The sequence below is a fragment of the Paeniglutamicibacter sp. NPDC091659 genome, assembly GCF_044756805.1.
Classification (GTDB): Bacteria; Actinomycetota; Actinomycetes; order Actinomycetales; family Micrococcaceae; genus Paeniglutamicibacter.
Genome location: NZ_JBIVTO010000001.1, coordinates 863,820 through 880,265, shown reverse-complemented (window position 1 = coordinate 880,265; position 16,446 = coordinate 863,820). Strand labels below are relative to the sequence as shown.

The window sequence follows — 16,446 nt, the reverse complement described above, 5'->3', positions numbered from 1 at the left end:
CACGCACCAGCATGCGGCGGCTTCTTCGGGTGTGGCCCAGGTCCACCCGATGGGCAGCAATCGGGCGAACTCGGTTAGCCTTCGACGTCCAGGTGGGGGTAGGTCTTTGCCCGGTGCTGGAACTCGAGGATCGAGGGGTTCTGGATGACGCCGTCGAGGATCTCGATCGACTTGGCCACCGTGTTGTTCGCCTGCCACGCTCCGGGGCCGCCCAGCACGTCTTCGACGAACGGCAGCACCGCTTCGCTGATTTCCCAGCTCGCCGAGTTCCACAGGTAGGACGGGCTGTGGTCGACCGCGTAGTAGTTGATGTTCTTGCCCACCGTGAACATGGGGTCGGCAAAGGTGGTCGGCCTGGCCCATTCGAATCCCATGCCCTCGTCGCAGGACACGTCGACGATGATGCTGCCGGGGGCGAAAGCGGCCAGTTCCCCGGTCCGCAGGTACATGAGCGGCGCGTTGGGGTCCTGCAGCGTGCAGTTCACCACCACGTCGCTCTCCGCAAGGAACGGGGCCAGCGGCACCCGTCCGTCGTCGGTGATGACCTCGCTCAGGTGCGGGCCCCCGTCGTGTTCGAATTGCACCATCTGCACCGAGTGGATGGGCGAAGCCACGGCGGCGACCGAGCGATTGGTCAGGACCCGGATGTCGTGTATGCCGTGGGCGCGCAGCGCCGTCACGGCCCCGCGGGCCGTGGCGCCGAAGCCGATGACGACCGCGGTGAGCTTCCGGCCGTAGTCGCCGGTGGAGCCACAGAGTTGGAGCGCGTGGATGACGGATGCGTATCCCGCAACCTCGTTGTTCTTGTGGAAGACGTGAAGCCCGAAACTGCCGTCGGTGCCCCAGTGGTTCATCGCCTCGAAGGCGATCAACGTGAGCTTCTTGTCGATGGCCAGCTGCGTGATCGCCCTGTCCTGGACGCAGTGCGGCCAACCCCACAGGGTTTGCCCTTCACGCATCTCCTCAAGGTCGGCAAGCTGCGGTTTTGGCAGCAAGAGGATGTCCGCGTTTGCGAAGACCTCGCTGCGTGGGACGATCTTCCCGACAAACGGCGCCAGCTGCTCGTCGTCGAATCCGTAGGACTTCCCGTAGCCGGATTCGATCATGATTCGGCTGCGGAGGTGCTCGTCGATTCGTTCAAAATGTGCCGGGTGGATCGGCAAACGCCGTTCATCCACCTTGCGTGAGGTTGCGATAAGACCCAATGAAAGTTCATGAGAGATGGCCACGATATACGCCCTTTTTATGTTGGGAACCCGCGGTTCCCCTAAGGCTCACGGTACACTGCCCAGCTGGGCAACCGGAGTGAACCCAAGTCAACGCGCATTTCATGCGGGCGGTCCGACACGGTCCCGCACCCGGAAACCCAACACATGAAGCCAGGCCCGTCCCCACCGTTCAGGGCGGGGAGGGGCCTGGCCGGGGCGTGTGATTTACGGGCGGAACGGCTTGGGCTTGTGGCCGCGCATGGTCGGCTTGACCTTGCAATCCTTCCCGTTGATCAGCATCGTGATGTTGCCCTGGCTCGGGGCCAGGTCACCGACCACCGACACCTCGGTGACCTTGCCGTTCTTCCACGTTGCGTTGACCTCGTAGCCGCCACGTGCCCGCAGGCCGGTGAAGGAGCCGTCGGGCCACGCCGTCGGCAGGGCGGGCAACACGTGGATCTTCGCGCCGTGGCTCTGGATGAGCATCTCCGCCACGGCGCCAGTGATGCCGAAGTTTCCGTCCATCTGGAACGGCGGGTGGTTGCAGAACAGGTTCTGCAGGGTGTTGAAGCGCAGCAGGCCGCGCAGCATCAGGCGGGCGTGGTCGGCCTCCCCCAGCCGGGCAAAGAGCGCCACGCGCCACGGCCAGGTCCAGGACCTGCGGCTGTCCCCGGAGACCGATGCCTCGGTGAACGGCACGCCCGCGACCTCGCCGCAGCGGGCCTTCAGCGACACCAGGGCGGCCGCGGCCAGTTCCGGGGTGTCCTCGAGCGTGATCTGGCGTCCCGGGTACACCGCAAAGAGATGCGAGGTGTGGCGGTGGATGTCCTTGGGGTTGTCCCTGTCCGTCTGCCATTCCTGCAGCTGGCCCCAGCTGCCGATCTTGTTCGGGGCGAGCCGCTCCTGCATGCTCGCAACCTTGTCGCGGAACACCGGGTCGAACTCCATGGCCGCTTCGCAGTCCAGGTAGTTCTGGAAGAGGTCCCATATGATCTGCTGGTCGTACATGACGCCGTCCTCGCGCGGGCCATGCTCCGGCGACCATCCGTCCGGGGCCACCAGCTTGCCGCCCTCGTCCTCGACAAGCCGGTCCTCCCAGAACTCGCAGATCTCCTTGAGCATGGGCAGCGCGGTGCCGCGCAGGTAGGCCTTGTCCTGGCTGAAGGCCCAGTGCTCGTAGAGGTGCTGTCCGTACCAGGCGCTGGCCACGGTGTTCCATTCCCAGGAGTTGCCGCCGAAGATGCTCTGGCTGGTGCGCGCGGTCCAACCGCGGGTGTCCTTGCCGAACGCGTTGCGGGTCGCGACGCGGCTCGGCACGGCCACCTGCCGGATGAAGTCGATGAGCGGCTCGTGGCTCTCGCTGAGGTTGGCGGTCTCTGCGCCCCAGTAGTTCATCTGCACGTTGATGTTCGTGTGGTAATCCGAGGCCCACGCCGGGGAGTTGCTGTCGTTCCACAGGCCCTGCAGGTTGGCCGGCAGGCCGCCGGGCCGCGAGGAGCTCAGCAGCAGGTAGCGGCCGAAAGCGAACATCGTCTGCTCCAGGCTCGGGTCGTCCTGGCCCGCGGAGTATGCGCCGAGGCGGACGTTCGTGGCAACGCCGGACACCGCGGGCGTCGAGGTCCCCCAGTTGACGCTGACCCTTCCCATGAGGCCTTCGATATCCGCCTGGTGTGCGGTGCGCATGTCCTCGTAGCCGCGCGTGGAGACCTTCGCGATGTTGCCGGCCACCGTGGCTGCAGCGTCGGCGCCGCGCCACCCCGCCTTGGCATCGAGCTTGTAGTTGGTGCGTGCGTCCAGGACCACGGTCATTTTCCGCGCCCCGGCGATCTTCAGGGAATCGCCGGAAGCACTGACGGTTCCGTCGGTCTCGGTGACGGCCAGGGTGGCCGCGAACTTGAGTTTGTTGGCCATCTCGCCGGCGAAGGACAGCGAGCGGGCCGACGCATCGGCGGAGGTCGGCGCCCCGGCCTGGGCGGACGTCAGCGCGATGCCCGCGTTGAGCCCCTGCGCCCGGTCGGTCTCGTAGCGCAGCACGATGAGGTCGGAGTCCCGGCTGGCAAACGCCTCGCGCTGCACGCGGTCTCCCGTGGTGCCGAACTGGGTCACGTGGATGCCGACACTGGGGTCCAGTGCGCGCTTGTACTCGGCCACGGCGGAGGACTTGCGCGAATTGAACGACGGCCCGGAAAGCGAGACCCCGGCAAGCTGGAGCCGGTCTGCCCCGGCCGCACCGCGCAGCGTGAGCCGGTACGAGTTGAAGTTCCTGCCGCCGGCGATCGCGAACGTCTTCTCCAGGCCGCGGGAGACAAACGGTGCACCGGGCGACTGGGTGTCCAGCACGGCCCAGGTCCGGTCGTCGGTGGAACCTTCCAGCGTCCATTCGCGCGGATCGGCTTCCGGGGCATCGGACGCCGAGGTCAACGAGTACGAGTTGAGCACCACCGCGCTGGCCAGTTCCGCCTGCCAGATGACCTCCGCCCCCGGCTTGGCGACCGTCCACGCGGTGGCGGTCGACCCGTCAAGGGTGCGCAGGATGTCGGAGCCGGGGCCTTCGCCGTCGGCCTGCCCGGTGGGCGAGGTGACGTACATCTTGGCGCCGCCGCCGAAGGAGACACCGGCCAGTGCGATCTCGGAGACCTGGAAGTGGCTGACTCCGGGGACCGGTGCGAAGTCGAAGCGGTACTGGCTGAAGGATCCCGGATTGGTGACCGTGAAGTCCTTGGCCTGGCGGCGGGCCTCGAACGGCCCGGGCAGGGTCTTGGTGTCGACGACGGTCCAAGCGTCGCCGTCGTTGGAGCCGGACAGGGTCCAGTTGCGGGGGTCGCGGGCCGGCACGTCGTTGGCACTGGTGAGCGTGTATTGGGCGACGCTCACCGGGCTGGGCAGCTTGACCAGCCACTGCACCTTGGCGGGCGGGCCGTCGATGCACCACTTCGTTCCGCTGTTGCCGTCGATCGTGGCCGCCACTGTTTCGGAGGAGGAATTGTTGTACGGGCCGCCGGGCGAGGTCACCACTGCCTGCTCGGCGAAGGTCACCACCACGTCGCCAAAGTTCCGGTAGGAGCCGAACCCCGTCACGCTCGTGTCGTAGGCGCCGTCCGGCTTGCCTGCCAGGGCGTTGTCGTAGTCGTTCATCCCGCCCCACAGGCTCTGTTCATTGAACTGGATGCGCTCGCGGTCCGGGTCGCCGAAGAACATGGCGCCGAGGCGGCCGTTGCCGATGGGCAGTGCGCCCGATTGCCAGTCCGTGGCGGGACGCTGGTACCAGAGCGTGTGCCCGGAAAGGGCCGGGTGCTTCAGGAGCCCGACGGCCGGAGCCAACGCCGGGGATGCATTGGCCGACTGGGCGACGATTTGGGTGACTAGCGGGGTGAGCGCCAGCAGTCCACCAATTTTGAGAACCTGTCGTCGACTGGGTGATGCGTAGACCATGGACAATCTCCAATGCTTAATTGATCGGTTGTTTAGCTCCTAAATGCGAGGCACCCCCAAGCCCTGCCGCCGCGCTATGACAGTTTTGCATAGCATACATCCGATGTATAACATCAACGCTCGCGAATTTGTTTGTGACGTGGACAACTTTTCCGAACCGCGGCCGCGGACACGCGGTCCGGCAATCCAACCGTTAACCTTGTGGCCGCCTGCCCCTCACCCGGCCTTCCCAAGGCATTCATGGCTCCATGACTCAATGTGTGTTTACCAATCTCGACCAATCAATGGAGCTCCATGCGCCGCCTCGTGATGATTCTCATCGCCTTCCTTCTCCTCTTCGGACCCGCCACGGCGGCCCAGGCCCACCCCGTCGGCACCACCGGCATGCTGGTCGAAGTCGAGGGCGACCGGATGGGGCTGACCCTGCAGCTGCAGCTTGACCAGCTGAACAAGTACCCGGGCATCAACCTGGAAGCGGGTGATCCGATTCCGGCCGGAACCATCGAGCAGCTCGTCAACGAGAAGGTCGCAATCACCGCGGGCGGCGAAGCCGGCACCACCGAGATCACCGGAGTCGCCCACGGCATCGTCAACGACCGCGACGCCGTCGTCGTGAACATAACCGTGGTTTCCCCGACCGGGTCGGGTCCCTTCATGGTGCAGTCTTCGCTGATGACCGATGCCCTCGATGGCCACAAGGTCTACGTCTCGCGCGTCGTGGACGGCGAGGAAGCGGAGCTGCTCGGCGTCCTCACCGCGACCCAGCAGTCCTTGGAGGTCGACGCGCACTCGCAGAAGGCGGGCCTCGGCGAGATGATCGGACACGGCATGCACCACATAGCCGACGGCTACGACCACCTGCTGTTCCTCGCGGTGCTGCTATTCTCGGCCCCGATGCTGGCCGTGCGCACCGGCGCCGGGTGGCGTTGGAGCCAGCGCAAGGCAGGTCTTGGCCCGTCGATGAAGCGGATCCTGGCGATCGTCACTGCCTTCACGGTCGGCCACTCGGTCACCCTGCTGGTGGTGAGTCTGGGCTGGTTCACCCCACCGGTCCGCTACGTCGAGACCTTCGTGGCGATCTCCATCGCGGTGGCGGCATGGAACCTGGTCCGCCCCATGTTTGCGCACGGCGAGGTGATGCTGGCCGGTGTCTTCGGGCTCGTGCACGGCATGGCCTTCGCCACCACGATCCTGGAGATGAACCTCAACCTGGCGGACACGCTGGTTGCGGTGCTCGGATTCAACATCGGCATCGAGCTGGCCCAGCTGCTCGGCGTGCTGCTGGTGGTCCCGCTGATCCACGCCGCGGCCAACGGAAAGCACTACGGCCGGCTCTGCCAAGTGGTCGCAGCATTCGGCGTGGTGGCCTCGGCAGCCTGGGTGGTGGGCATCTGGACGGACACCGACTCGGTGCTGACCCCGCTCTTCGACGGCATCGCCGCCAACCCGCTGCTCTCCTACGTGGTGTTCATCGGCGCCATGCTCCTGCTGGGGTTCACCGGAGCGCGGGCGGGCGGCCAGGACGCGGCCACTCCGGAGGCAAAGTCCAACGCGAAGGAGGATGCCCTGACCGGCGCCAAATAGACGCCTCCGGGAGGCCGCCGGCCCGGCCCGGCAGCCTCCCGCAACCGACGCGAACCCGCCTTAACTTCAGAGCATGCGCTGGTCAGACCGCGTTCATGTGGGAGACACCATCGAGTCACGTTGAATCGTTACGTTTGTCGGCGTGAAACCTGACGCGCGCAGCGCACCCCATACCTATCGAAACATTCTCGCGGTATTCATAGCGACAATGACCTTCCTGCTATCCACCGTGGGCACCGCTTCGGCCCACCAGAGCCGTGACCATGGAGAGCTCGTCGTCTCGACCAGCGGGGCGACCTCCACAGGCCACATGATGCTGAGCAACGAGATCGTCGGCATCGAGCAGTCCGCCGCATGGGCGCAGACGATGCTCGCCGGCGCCTGCCCGCTCACCGCGGAAGGCGTGGCCGGCGAGTCCGGCGGCGCGCCCGGCTCCCTCGTCCTCCAGCTGGCCTGGGACTGCAAGCTGACCCAGCTTGACCTCTCTGCCCTGCTGCAGGCGGCCCAGATGGACTCGCTCGTGGTCGAGTTCGACGGCAACACCGTCGTCGCCACGGAAGCGACCCCCGTCGTTGACGCGTACGGCGTGCACGCCCCCGCGCCCACCGGAGCCCTTGAGCTGCCTCCGCAGAGCCTGCTGGTCCTGGCACTGGGACTGGGCGTGGCACTGGTTGTCATCCTGGCCCGCCGCAAGGTCCCCGCCGACTCCGAGTCCGGCTCTGGGCGCCCGAGCCCCGCGCGGACCGGAAAGTTCCGCGTTGCCACCAGCGGCGGCTTGGCCGTGGCCTTGATCGCCCCGCTGCTGGTGCTGGCCCCGACCGCCGCCACCGCTGCCCCGGAAGCCCCCGCGGCCAGCGAATCCCCGGCCACCAGCGAAGCCCCCGAAACCCCCGCACCCAGCGCGGACCCCGCCCCCACCTCCACTTCGACCGCTCCATCCGCTCCAACCGCCAAGACAGCTTCCAGCACCCCCGGGCTAAGCCTGACCACGCAGGACCCGAAGGTCGGGCAGCAGCTCTCCTTCCGCTACATCACCGACGCCCCGGCCTCGAACAACTGGGTGGGACTCTACGGACCGAATGACACCCCGGGCCCCATCGCCGCACGCACCTGGGGCTACGCCCCAAAGGCCGACGGCACCGTCACCCTGGGCAGCGGCGGCCTCGGCGCCGGCACCTGGACCGCACACTTCCTGGCCAAGGACGGCTACGCGCCGCTGGCCGACCCGATCACGTTCACGCTCACCAAGACGACCACCACCGACGTGGCCGTCGTCCAGGGCACCGTGTTCAAGGACCTCGACGCCGACGGCGTCCGCGATTCGGGCGAGCCCGGCATGGGCGGCGTCTCGGTCACCGACGGCGAGGTCTGGTCCAAGAGCGAGGCCGACGGTTCCTACAGCTTCCAGATGGATCGCACCCGCCGCGAAACCGACCTGGTCCAGATCGTGTCCCCGAACGGGTACACCCCCGCACTGCGCGCCGACTCCGTGCCGCAGCACTTCCGCACCGTCCCCGCCGGCCCGTCGCCGCTGACCGGGCTGGACTTCGCCCTGGTGGCGGACAAGAACGCCGCCGACCCCAAGGAAAAGTGGTCGATGGTCTCCGACGTGGAGGTCAGCAACACCACCGACGCCTCGGCCGCCTCCGGCCTGCCGACCTGGACCGGACGCGTGAAGGCGATGTCCGAGAACGCCGAAACCACCATGACCATCACCACCGGTGACCTGACCGTCACCGACTACGCCGCGGAACCGCGTCGCCAGGGCGGCTATGACATCCTGCGCGACGGCCTGACCGCCGGCAAGCTCGGCCACGCCTTCTACCCGGTGATGGGCAACCACGACGTCGGCGGCACCGCCACGTCGGTGGGCTACGGCGGCAGCCTCGAGTACTGGCGCAAGAACATGGGTCCGGAGTGGTACAGCTTCGACCGCAACGGCCGCCACGCGGTGGTCCTGGAAAACAACTACGACTCCTCCGGCCTGAAGCCGCAGCTGGAATGGCTCAAGGAAGACCTGGCCCGCCACGCCGTGGGCAAGCAGGTCATGGTGTTCGCGCACCGCTCGCTGTTCACCAAGTGGGGCCCGGGCGCCGGCATGCAGCCGATCATCGACGAGCTGGCCAAGTACGACGTGCGCATGTTCGCCGCCGGCCACAACCAGCAGGCCGAGTACCGCCGCGGCGCGTTCAAGCGCTCCGTTGAGGTCAACAACATGGGCACCTACGGCCTGGACTCCACCCGCCCCGACTACAAGATCGTCGACTTCTCCGGCATCACCGATGACCCGAAGACAGAAGCCAACGAGGACACCGGCTACATCGGCGGCACGCACCGCCAGTTCGGGGTGAACGACGACGTGGCCATGGTCAGCCCCGCCGCGGGCAGCACCCACGGCCACAAGGCGGGCGTACCCGTCCAGCTGTTCGTCGAGGACGACGGCCGCACCCCGGACACCGCCTCGCTGGTCGTCAAGCGCAAGGAAAACGGCAAGACCGTCTGGGAGGACGGCGCCCTGACCTTCGGCCAGGAGAAGAAGGCCACCGGGATCGTCAACTGCTACACGCCTCCGGGCGGCAAGGCGGAGAAGTGCCCGGAGGTCAGGACCTCCTGGACCCGCGCCGGCGCCCACATCGAGGGCCTGACCCCGGGCAACTACGTCGCGACCATGAACGCCGTCGACACCGCCGGCAAGGCGTGGCCGAAGGTCGTCAACGAGTTCGAGGTCGTCGCCGAGGTCCGCGCCTCGCAGGCCGCCCCGGGCCAGGACTGGCTGCGACAGGGCCGCGACGAGTCCGGCGCCTCGGACAGTGCGGAGAACCCGGGCGCTGACCTGGACCTGCGTTGGTCCGCAAACACCGGCGAGCAGTTCCACCTCAACGGCGCCGCCGTAGTCGATGGCAAGGTCATCGTCGCCTCCCGTGCGCTGGACTCCCCGTACAGCATGATGCTTGCCTACGACGCCCGCACGGGCGCCGAGGCCTGGCGCACCTACCTCGACGGCGACGCCGAGTCCTCCCCCACCGTCCACGGCGACAAGGTCTACCTGACCACCGGCGTCGGTCGCGTGTACGCGCTTGACGCCAAGAACGGCGCGGTTGCCTGGGAAACCATCGACGACGAACACAACAAGGGCGAGACGGTGCGCCGCTACGGCCGCGCCGGTGGCCCGGTGAGCGTGTTCGACCTCGAGGGCAAGCCTCCCGTGGCCGTCTACCAGGAATGGGGACAGGTCATCTGCCGCAACGCCGAGACCGGCGCCAAGCTGCCCGGCGGCTTCTCGGCCCCGGCTGGATGGGGACAGTTCCGCAGCACCGCGGTGCGCCAGCCCGGTTCCAGCACCGCCTACCTGCACTCGGGCTCCAGCCAGAGCCTGATGAGCATGGACCTGAACACCTGCAAGAAGATCTCCTCGGTGGACACCGCGGGTGACCTGTTCTCGCAGTCCTCCCCCGCCTTCACCAACCCAGAAGAAGGAGATCCGCAGCTGGTGACCACCACGGTCTCGGGCACCCGCGGACACAACCCGAAGGACGTCAGCACCAGCTGGCACGCCAAGCTCGGCATCGGCGCCGCCTGCCAGGACGGACCGCCACCGGTCAGCAGCCCCGCGACCTTCGGCTCGAAGGCCTACGTGGCCAGCATCGATGGCGTGGTGCGGGCGTACGACACCAGATCGGACACCCCGGCCACCCCGCTGTGGGAAACCAAGCTGGGTTACCTGCCGGGCGAAAGCCCGATGGATGACCCGTTCCGGGTACAGGCAGGCTGCAAGGGCGAAGGTGCCGGTTCGCCGGCCGGACACGCTCTGGCCACCGAGACTGTCATCTACGCGGGAACCCGCGACGGACGCGTGGTCGCTCTTGACCGGGCTTCGGGCAAGAAGCTGGCCGAGTACAACCTCGGCGCGGCTGTGGCCTCGTCACTGACGATCAGCGGCAACACCTTGTTCGCCCTGACCGACGACGGAACTATGCACGCGTTGGTGGCCACCAACTCGGCACCGAACGGAGGCTAACGCCTGCTGACATGTAGGTACGTTTGTCACCGAGTCACCTAGGAAAGCGGCTCCCGGTTCACTGAACCGGGAGCCGCTTTCGTGTGCCGTTCGGGGCTGCGGCAGGCTGCCGAAGCGGGAACGACATCAAACTTTTGCGATCATTCCATCCCGGCTGTTCGTTCAGGACAGACACCCAGAGGCGACTCACCAAATGCGCAACTTAAACGAAGAATGGCCCGACCAATCCCAAAAGGACTAATCGGGCCATAAATCTAGTGGAGCATAGCGGAATCGAACCGCTGACCTCTTCGATGCGAACGAAGCGCTCTACCAACTGAGCTAATGCCCCGGGTCTCGAGCCAAGGCCCTCAACGATTCATAGCCTAAACCCACAAAACCCCGTGGACAAAATACGGTGACGCAAGGTGCTTAATCGCCGGATTCGTTCTCGATGGAACCGGCCTCGATTGATTCCCGGGCAACGGTGTACTGCCGCTGGATATAGGCCTCGAGCTCGCTGCGTTCCACGCGCCAAACGCCCCGGCCGCCAATCTTGATGGCCGGGAGATCGCCGCTGCGCACCAGCGAGCGCACCTGTGGCAGGTTGACGTTCAACTCGTCGGCAACATCTTCAAGACGCATGAATCTCATACAAAGAACGTTACCCCCATGCCGGGCGGGAAACGTGTCAAACCCAATCTGTGGATATCCAAGCCCCGCACGGGACAGACCGGGCACATCCACCCGTTAACCAAAGCTGGTCCGCGACAACTCCAAGTATTTGGAATCGTTGCGGACCACCTTTGAATTCGACCTGAAACCTTGTGGGTCAGCCCAAACACGGGACCTGATAGGTTCCCGGATCGGGGGTCTGCTCGCCGCGGCTTGTGGCCTTGGTTGAGCTGCTAACAACCACTAAAGCAACCATCGGTCATACCGTGCAACACAGTTGGGAATCGCTGATCATTTTGACTAACATGGAGCGGTAGCAACCGCACAACTTGGTCAATTTGACCGCACTTAGCCGAAGGAGTCGGAATGACGCCGGAATCGTACCAACTGGATGATACGGACAGGCGCATTCTTTTGGCCCTGGATGATGATCCCCGCGTCCCGACCATGATGCTCGCACAGCGACTGGGCCTGGCCCGCGGCACGGTGCAGACCCGCATGGAGCGGCTGGCTTCCTCCGGCGCATTGCGCCCGAATTCCAGCCGCGTAAAGCCGGCCTCCGTCGGGCGAGGCGTCTCCGCCATGGTGAGCGCGGAGCTCGACCAGTCGCACCTCAACGAGGCGATCGAGGCACTGCGGAAAATCCCCGAGGTCCTTGAATGCGTGGCCCCCGCCGGCGACACCGACCTGCTGATCCGCGCCGTAGCCATCGACCCCGACGACCTGTACCGCGTGAGCGAAGAGATCCGGCTGTGCCCCGGCATCACCCGCACCTCCACGTCCATGATCCTGCGCGACGTGATCCCGTACCGCACCACGGAGCTGCTCAAGCGCCTGAGCTAGGGCATCACGCAATTCCGGAACTTCAATTGACCGTTCGGCCGTTTCCCTTGGAAACGGCCGAACGTGTTTCGGCACCTCTTGCCGATGCCCTAGGCTTTTGAAGGGGTCACGACAGGCCTCACCACCAGTCAATCCAGGAGCACCATGAGCACTTCAACAGGCCTGAGCAACATTGACGTTGCAGGCATGACCACCGACCAGAGCCCGTTCCCCAGCGCCACGCGTGCAGGTGACTTCATTTTCGTTTCGGGCCAGGTCTCGAAGGACGAGAACAAGGTCCTGGTGGGCGAGGGCGACATCTACGCGCAGACCGTCCAGACCCTGAAGAACCTGGAAAAGGTGCTCGCCGCCTACGACCTGACCCTGGCCTCGGTGGCAACGACCACCGTTTACATCAACGACGCGGCAATGGCCGGCGAGTACAACCGTGCGTGGGTCGACACCTTCGCCGGACACCGCCCGTCGCGCGCGACCATCGTGGCACCGCTGCTCAACGACAAGCTGCTGGTCGAGGTCCAGGCCACCGCCTGGGCCGGCAAGTAACCCCGCAGACCTGTTGCCCCTTGCGGGTTCGCTGCCTCGGATCCCGGAGCCGCGCACCCGCGAGGGGCATTTTGCTGCCCGGAACCCGCCTTCAGCGTTCCTGCAGCGTCAGGTTGCGCAGCGTGGTCTGGGTGCTGAGATCCGTGGTGGTCAGGCGCAACCATAGCCAGAGGCGCTTTTGCGGATCCTCGAGTTCCAAATTGAAGTTCTTGGCCATCTGCGCAATCCGGTAGCGGACCGTGTTGTTGTGGACATGCAGGTTCGCCGCCATGGTCGAAATGTTTCCGCTGGAGACCAAGTAGGCCCGCAAGGTGTCCATGTAGTCCGTCTGGTGTTCCTCGTCGTAGGACCGGATTGCCTCGATGCCGTCTGCCGTGCCAAGCCCCGTCTCCGCGATGAATCTCCCGACCTTCATGAGGTTCAACGGAATCCTGTGGTCCTCATAAAGGGCGACGGCCGGCACGGCCCTGCCCCCGGCGCTCCCGGCGTTCCCTGCGACGGCTTCCCGGTTCAACAGGTATTCAAGCGCCTGCAGCGCCTCGGTCCGCGATTCCGGCAGGTCCTCGATGCGCCGTGCGATGCCGCCCACCGTGGCAATGAGCGGATGGGAACTGATCGTGTGGGAGTAGGCCCCGATCTCCTGCACGACCCTGCGGTGCAGGGCGCGGGCATCGTTTCCGGGGCAGGGAAACACTGCATAGATGACCGATCCGATCAGCGCGCTGTGGCTTGTCTTGAACTGCACGTTGGACACCGTCGTGACAAGGTGCAGCAGCCGCTGGATCTCGCGCACCGAATCAAGGGAACCCGACTCCGGCCTGGCGATCGTCAGTGCCGCGACCGCGAGCCCCCGGGTCACGTCCAGCCCCAGCTGCGCGGCGGCAAACGAGGCATGCGCGGGGTCGTCGATGAGGGTGCGGATCAGGTCGCCGTTGCGCCTCTCCCCAAAGTCCGAGGCCGAACGCGCATGGAGCATGTGCAGGCCGGCCAGCGGAGCCATCCGGTCAAGCGCCTCCACCGCCGCCGGCACGTTCCCGGCTCCCGGGTCAATGATCCAGATGGAACCCAGCAATTCGCCGCCGGCCCGCACCGCCAACGCCAGCCGGCCGACGCCCTCGTCCGTTGAAGGGATGTACAGCGCGCCGGCTGCCGCATACACGGCCTTGAAATCCGCGTCGAACGCCGGAGGCTTGCTTTCCTGAAGCGCCAGGGTGGTGACGCGCCGCAGCTCGTCGATGGGTTGGCCCGGCAGCGTCGAGTACCCGAGCACCCGCCCGAGCGGATCCACGATGCTTGTGGCACCGTCCGTAATCGATGCGACCGCGTTGGCGAACGCGTAGAGGTCGCCCAGACGCACGCCCGAGACCGAATCCGCGGCGGCACCCATGACCGATGCCCTGGCAAGTGCCACCAGCCGCGTCCAGTCGGCATCGCGGGGCGCCACCAACAGGGCCAGCCCGTTTCGTATTGCCGCTGTTCGCAGCTGGTCCATATGGCTGCCACGCGCCTTGATGATCACCGCCGCCGCGTTGCTGTTGGATGCCCTGTGCAGCAGCTGTTCGAAGTCGGCCGATCCGTAGGTGATTCCGACGGCAAGGATGATCCGGTCATCGACGTTTGTCCACTCATCCAGCGGGTCGTACATCAGCACATCGGAGACCGGATGCTCGAGGTTTTCGGGAGTCGGATTGACGTGAACCAGATCCGCCTGCATGAACTCGATGCAGTTCGAGAGGCGCACCTGCCCCGATTCCGTTCCGGCGACCTGACTTCCATAGCTTTGTGCATCCATCTTTGGAAGATACCACAGGGTTCTGGCAGGTCTTATGGACGTTCTCACATGACCACGCGGAGAGATTTAGATCACTATTGAGGAAGCAGGTGGAACGGACTTCCACGTTAGAAATTTGAGGAAAAGCAATGCGACTGAAAGACATCCTGGCACTCGCCTCCATCCAGGGACCGGCCCGCACGCCGGCCGAGCGACTCAAGCGGAGCTGCCACAGCGTGGAAGACATGCGCAAGCTCGCTTCCAAGCGACTTCCCAAGTCCATTTTCGACTACATCGAAGGCGGCGGAGAAGACGAGTTCTCGATGCGCCGGAACCGCTCATCCTTCGATGACTGGTCGTTCATGCCCAAGTGGGGCTCCGTGGACAACATGGATTTGAGCTCCACCCTGCTCGGCGGACCGACGTCCCTGCCGTTCTACCTCTCCCCCACCGGCGGCACCCGCCTGTTCAACCCCAAGGGCGAAACCGCGGTGGCACGTGCCGCCGAGGCCCAGGGCATCCCCTACGGCCTGGCCCACCTGAGCACCACCACCATGGAGGACGTCAGCGCCGCCGCCCCCACCCTGCGCCGCTGGTTCAACCTCGAGCCGATCGCGGACAAGGTCGAGTTGCAGGCGGTGCTGGACCGCGTCTCCCGCGCCGGCTACGAAGCACTGATCGTCAACGTCGACTGCCGCTCGATCGGCCACCGCGAACGCGACTACCGCAACGGCTTCACCGCCCCGCCGACCATCAAGCCGAAGACCGTCGTCGAGGGCGCACTGCACCCGCGCTGGGCCCTGGGATTCCTCGCCAACGACGCCATTGCCTTCCCGAACCTCGACGCCGAGGAGCCCACCGGCCCGCTGGCGTCCAGCCCGGACATGTGGCGCACCCTGCTTGCGGGCGCCTACGAGCCCACCGACTGGGCCGACCTGCGCGAGATCCGCATGCGCTGGAGCGGACCGATCATCCTCAAGGGCGTGGTCAACCCGAAGGACGCTGCATTCGCCGCCGAATACGGCTTCGACGCCATCCAGGTCAGCAACCACGGCGGACGCCAGCTGGACCACATGGCCTCCCCGCTGGACGTGCTGGAAGACATCGCTGCGGCCGTAGACGGCCGCCTGGAAATCATCGTCGACGGCGGCATCCGCCGCGGTTCGGACATGGTCAAGGCCATCGCACTGGGCGCCACAGCCTGCTCCATCGGCCGCCCGTACCTCTACGGCCTGGCCGCCGCCGGCGAGGTCGGCGTCGAACACGTCATCAACCTGTTCCGCGACGAGATGATGCGCGCCATGATGATGCTCGGCGTCACCAGCATCGAGGAACTTCGCGCCAACGGCCGCGAACTGCTTCGCCACAAGTCAGAGTCATTCCCGTCCGCACCGGCAATGAAGCCGGCGGATTCCGAGAACAGCTACGCAGAAACGAGCCTGTAACCATGAAAAACGAGACACCCCGCCTCCGTTCACGGCGCAGCCGCTTTGCCGCAGCAACCGCCGTGGCAGCCGCAGCCCTGCTGGCACTGACCGCGTGCGGCGGCTCCACCCAAACCGCAAGCACATCCTCGGCCGCCGTCGCCGCCGGAACCTCCGTCCCGGAAATCGCGCTCAACGAGGCAGCCATCAAGATGCTGCCCGAGGCGGTCAAGACTTCCAAGGTCCTGCGCGTGGGCATCCCCACCAACGAACAGCCGACCCAGTACTTCCTGGAAGGCACGCAGGAGCTCACCGGCGTCAACCCGGACATCGCCCGCCTGATCGGGGCGTCGCTGGGTTTGAAGGTGGAAATCCAGGTGGCAAACTTCGACTCCATCATCCCCGGCATGGCGGCCGGCCGCTACGACATGACCGTCTCTTCCATGACCCCCACGAAGGAACGCATGAAGGTGCTGGACTTCGTCGACTACATGGCGATGGGCAACTCGATCGCCGTCGCCAAGGGCAACCCCACCGGGATCGCCAAGTACCAGGACCTCTGTGGCAAGAAGGTCGGGCTGCTCACCGGCTCGTACCAGCTCACGGTGAACATCCCCGAATACAACAAGGACTGCGTCGCGGCAGGAAAGCCGGAGATCGTCTCCAACCAGTACCAGGACACCCGCCAGGCCATCTCCGCGCTCACCAGCGGACGCCAGGACGCGGTGCTCGCCGACTCCCCGATCCTGGACTTCGCCGCCTCGAAGAACCCCACCCTCGAGATCGCCTCCGCCTACGACTTCACCCCCGTGGCCGCAGGCGTCCCCATCGAATCCGGCCTCAAGGATCCGGTTGCCGCAGCGCTGGCGGAAATCATCAAGTCCGACGCGTACAAGCAGGTCCTGGCCAAGTACGGCCTTGAAGCCAGCGCCATCACCGACGCCCGCGTCAACTTCGCCCAGTAGCAAT

The 16,446-nt window shown here is 65.9% G+C and carries 10 protein-coding genes and 1 tRNA gene; 6 read left to right on the top strand and 5 right to left on the bottom strand.

Features of this window, described 5'->3' with window-relative positions; all coding sequences use genetic code 11:
- Positions 1 to 74 precede the first annotated feature (74 nt).
- Together ACIQLF_RS04010 and ACIQLF_RS04005 are read right to left on the bottom strand one after the other, a co-directional pair.
- The gene (locus ACIQLF_RS04010) at positions 75 to 1,232 is read right to left on the bottom strand and encodes a N(5)-(carboxyethyl)ornithine synthase (protein ID WP_400295039.1); all 1,158 of its coding nucleotides are present in this window, start codon (positions 1,230 to 1,232) and stop codon (positions 75 to 77) included.
- 201 nt (positions 1,233 to 1,433) lie between these two features.
- Positions 1,434 to 4,640 (bottom strand): glycosyl hydrolase family 95 catalytic domain-containing protein, encoded by a 3,207-nt coding sequence (locus ACIQLF_RS04005; RefSeq protein WP_400294555.1) that lies wholly within the window; start codon positions 4,638 to 4,640, stop codon positions 1,434 to 1,436.
- A 294-nt stretch (positions 4,641 to 4,934) separates the two neighbouring features.
- On the opposite strand from ACIQLF_RS04005, the gene ACIQLF_RS04000 reads away from it, so the two are divergent.
- Both ACIQLF_RS04000 and ACIQLF_RS03995 read left to right on the top strand, forming a co-directional pair.
- Positions 4,935 to 6,224 (top strand): HupE/UreJ family protein, encoded by a 1,290-nt coding sequence (locus ACIQLF_RS04000; RefSeq protein ID WP_400294553.1) that lies wholly within the window; start codon positions 4,935 to 4,937, stop codon positions 6,222 to 6,224.
- Between the two features lie 208 nt (positions 6,225 to 6,432).
- A complete protein-coding gene (locus ACIQLF_RS03995; RefSeq protein ID WP_400294551.1) occupies positions 6,433 to 10,242 on the top strand; it encodes a PQQ-binding-like beta-propeller repeat protein in 3,810 nt (1,269 codons plus the stop codon).
- Between the two features lie 258 nt (positions 10,243 to 10,500).
- Here the strand turns inward: ACIQLF_RS03995 and ACIQLF_RS03990 are convergent.
- Both ACIQLF_RS03990 and ACIQLF_RS03985 read right to left on the bottom strand, forming a co-directional pair.
- Positions 10,501 to 10,573: transfer RNA gene (locus ACIQLF_RS03990), tRNA-Ala, on the bottom strand.
- Positions 10,574 to 10,653: 80 nt separating this feature from the next.
- Entirely contained in the window at positions 10,654 to 10,866 is a 213-nt protein-coding gene (locus tag ACIQLF_RS03985) for a helix-turn-helix domain-containing protein (protein WP_400294549.1), read from the bottom strand.
- Positions 10,867 to 11,262: 396 nt separating this feature from the next.
- On the opposite strand from ACIQLF_RS03985, the gene ACIQLF_RS03980 reads away from it, so the two are divergent.
- Positions 11,263 to 11,739 (top strand): Lrp/AsnC family transcriptional regulator, encoded by a 477-nt coding sequence (locus tag ACIQLF_RS03980; RefSeq protein ID WP_400294546.1) that lies wholly within the window; start codon positions 11,263 to 11,265, stop codon positions 11,737 to 11,739.
- Between the two features lie 144 nt (positions 11,740 to 11,883).
- The gene (locus ACIQLF_RS03975; RefSeq protein WP_387527730.1) at positions 11,884 to 12,282 is read left to right on the top strand and encodes a RidA family protein; all 399 of its coding nucleotides are present in this window, start codon (positions 11,884 to 11,886) and stop codon (positions 12,280 to 12,282) included.
- A 91-nt stretch (positions 12,283 to 12,373) separates the two neighbouring features.
- Here ACIQLF_RS03975 and ACIQLF_RS03970 read toward each other — a convergent pair whose 3' ends face one another.
- Positions 12,374 to 14,074: a PucR family transcriptional regulator gene (locus ACIQLF_RS03970; protein ID WP_400294543.1), complete on the bottom strand. Its 1,701-nt coding sequence runs from the start codon at positions 14,072 to 14,074 to the stop codon at positions 12,374 to 12,376.
- A gap of 128 nt (positions 14,075 to 14,202) precedes the next feature.
- Between ACIQLF_RS03970 and ACIQLF_RS03965 the strand changes: the two genes are divergently transcribed.
- Entirely contained in the window at positions 14,203 to 15,498 is a 1,296-nt protein-coding gene (locus ACIQLF_RS03965) for an alpha-hydroxy acid oxidase (protein WP_400294541.1), read from the top strand.
- 2 nt (positions 15,499 to 15,500) lie between these two features.
- The gene (locus ACIQLF_RS03960) at positions 15,501 to 16,442 is read left to right on the top strand and encodes an ABC transporter substrate-binding protein (protein ID WP_400294538.1); all 942 of its coding nucleotides are present in this window, start codon (positions 15,501 to 15,503) and stop codon (positions 16,440 to 16,442) included.
- Positions 16,443 to 16,446 lie beyond the last annotated feature (4 nt).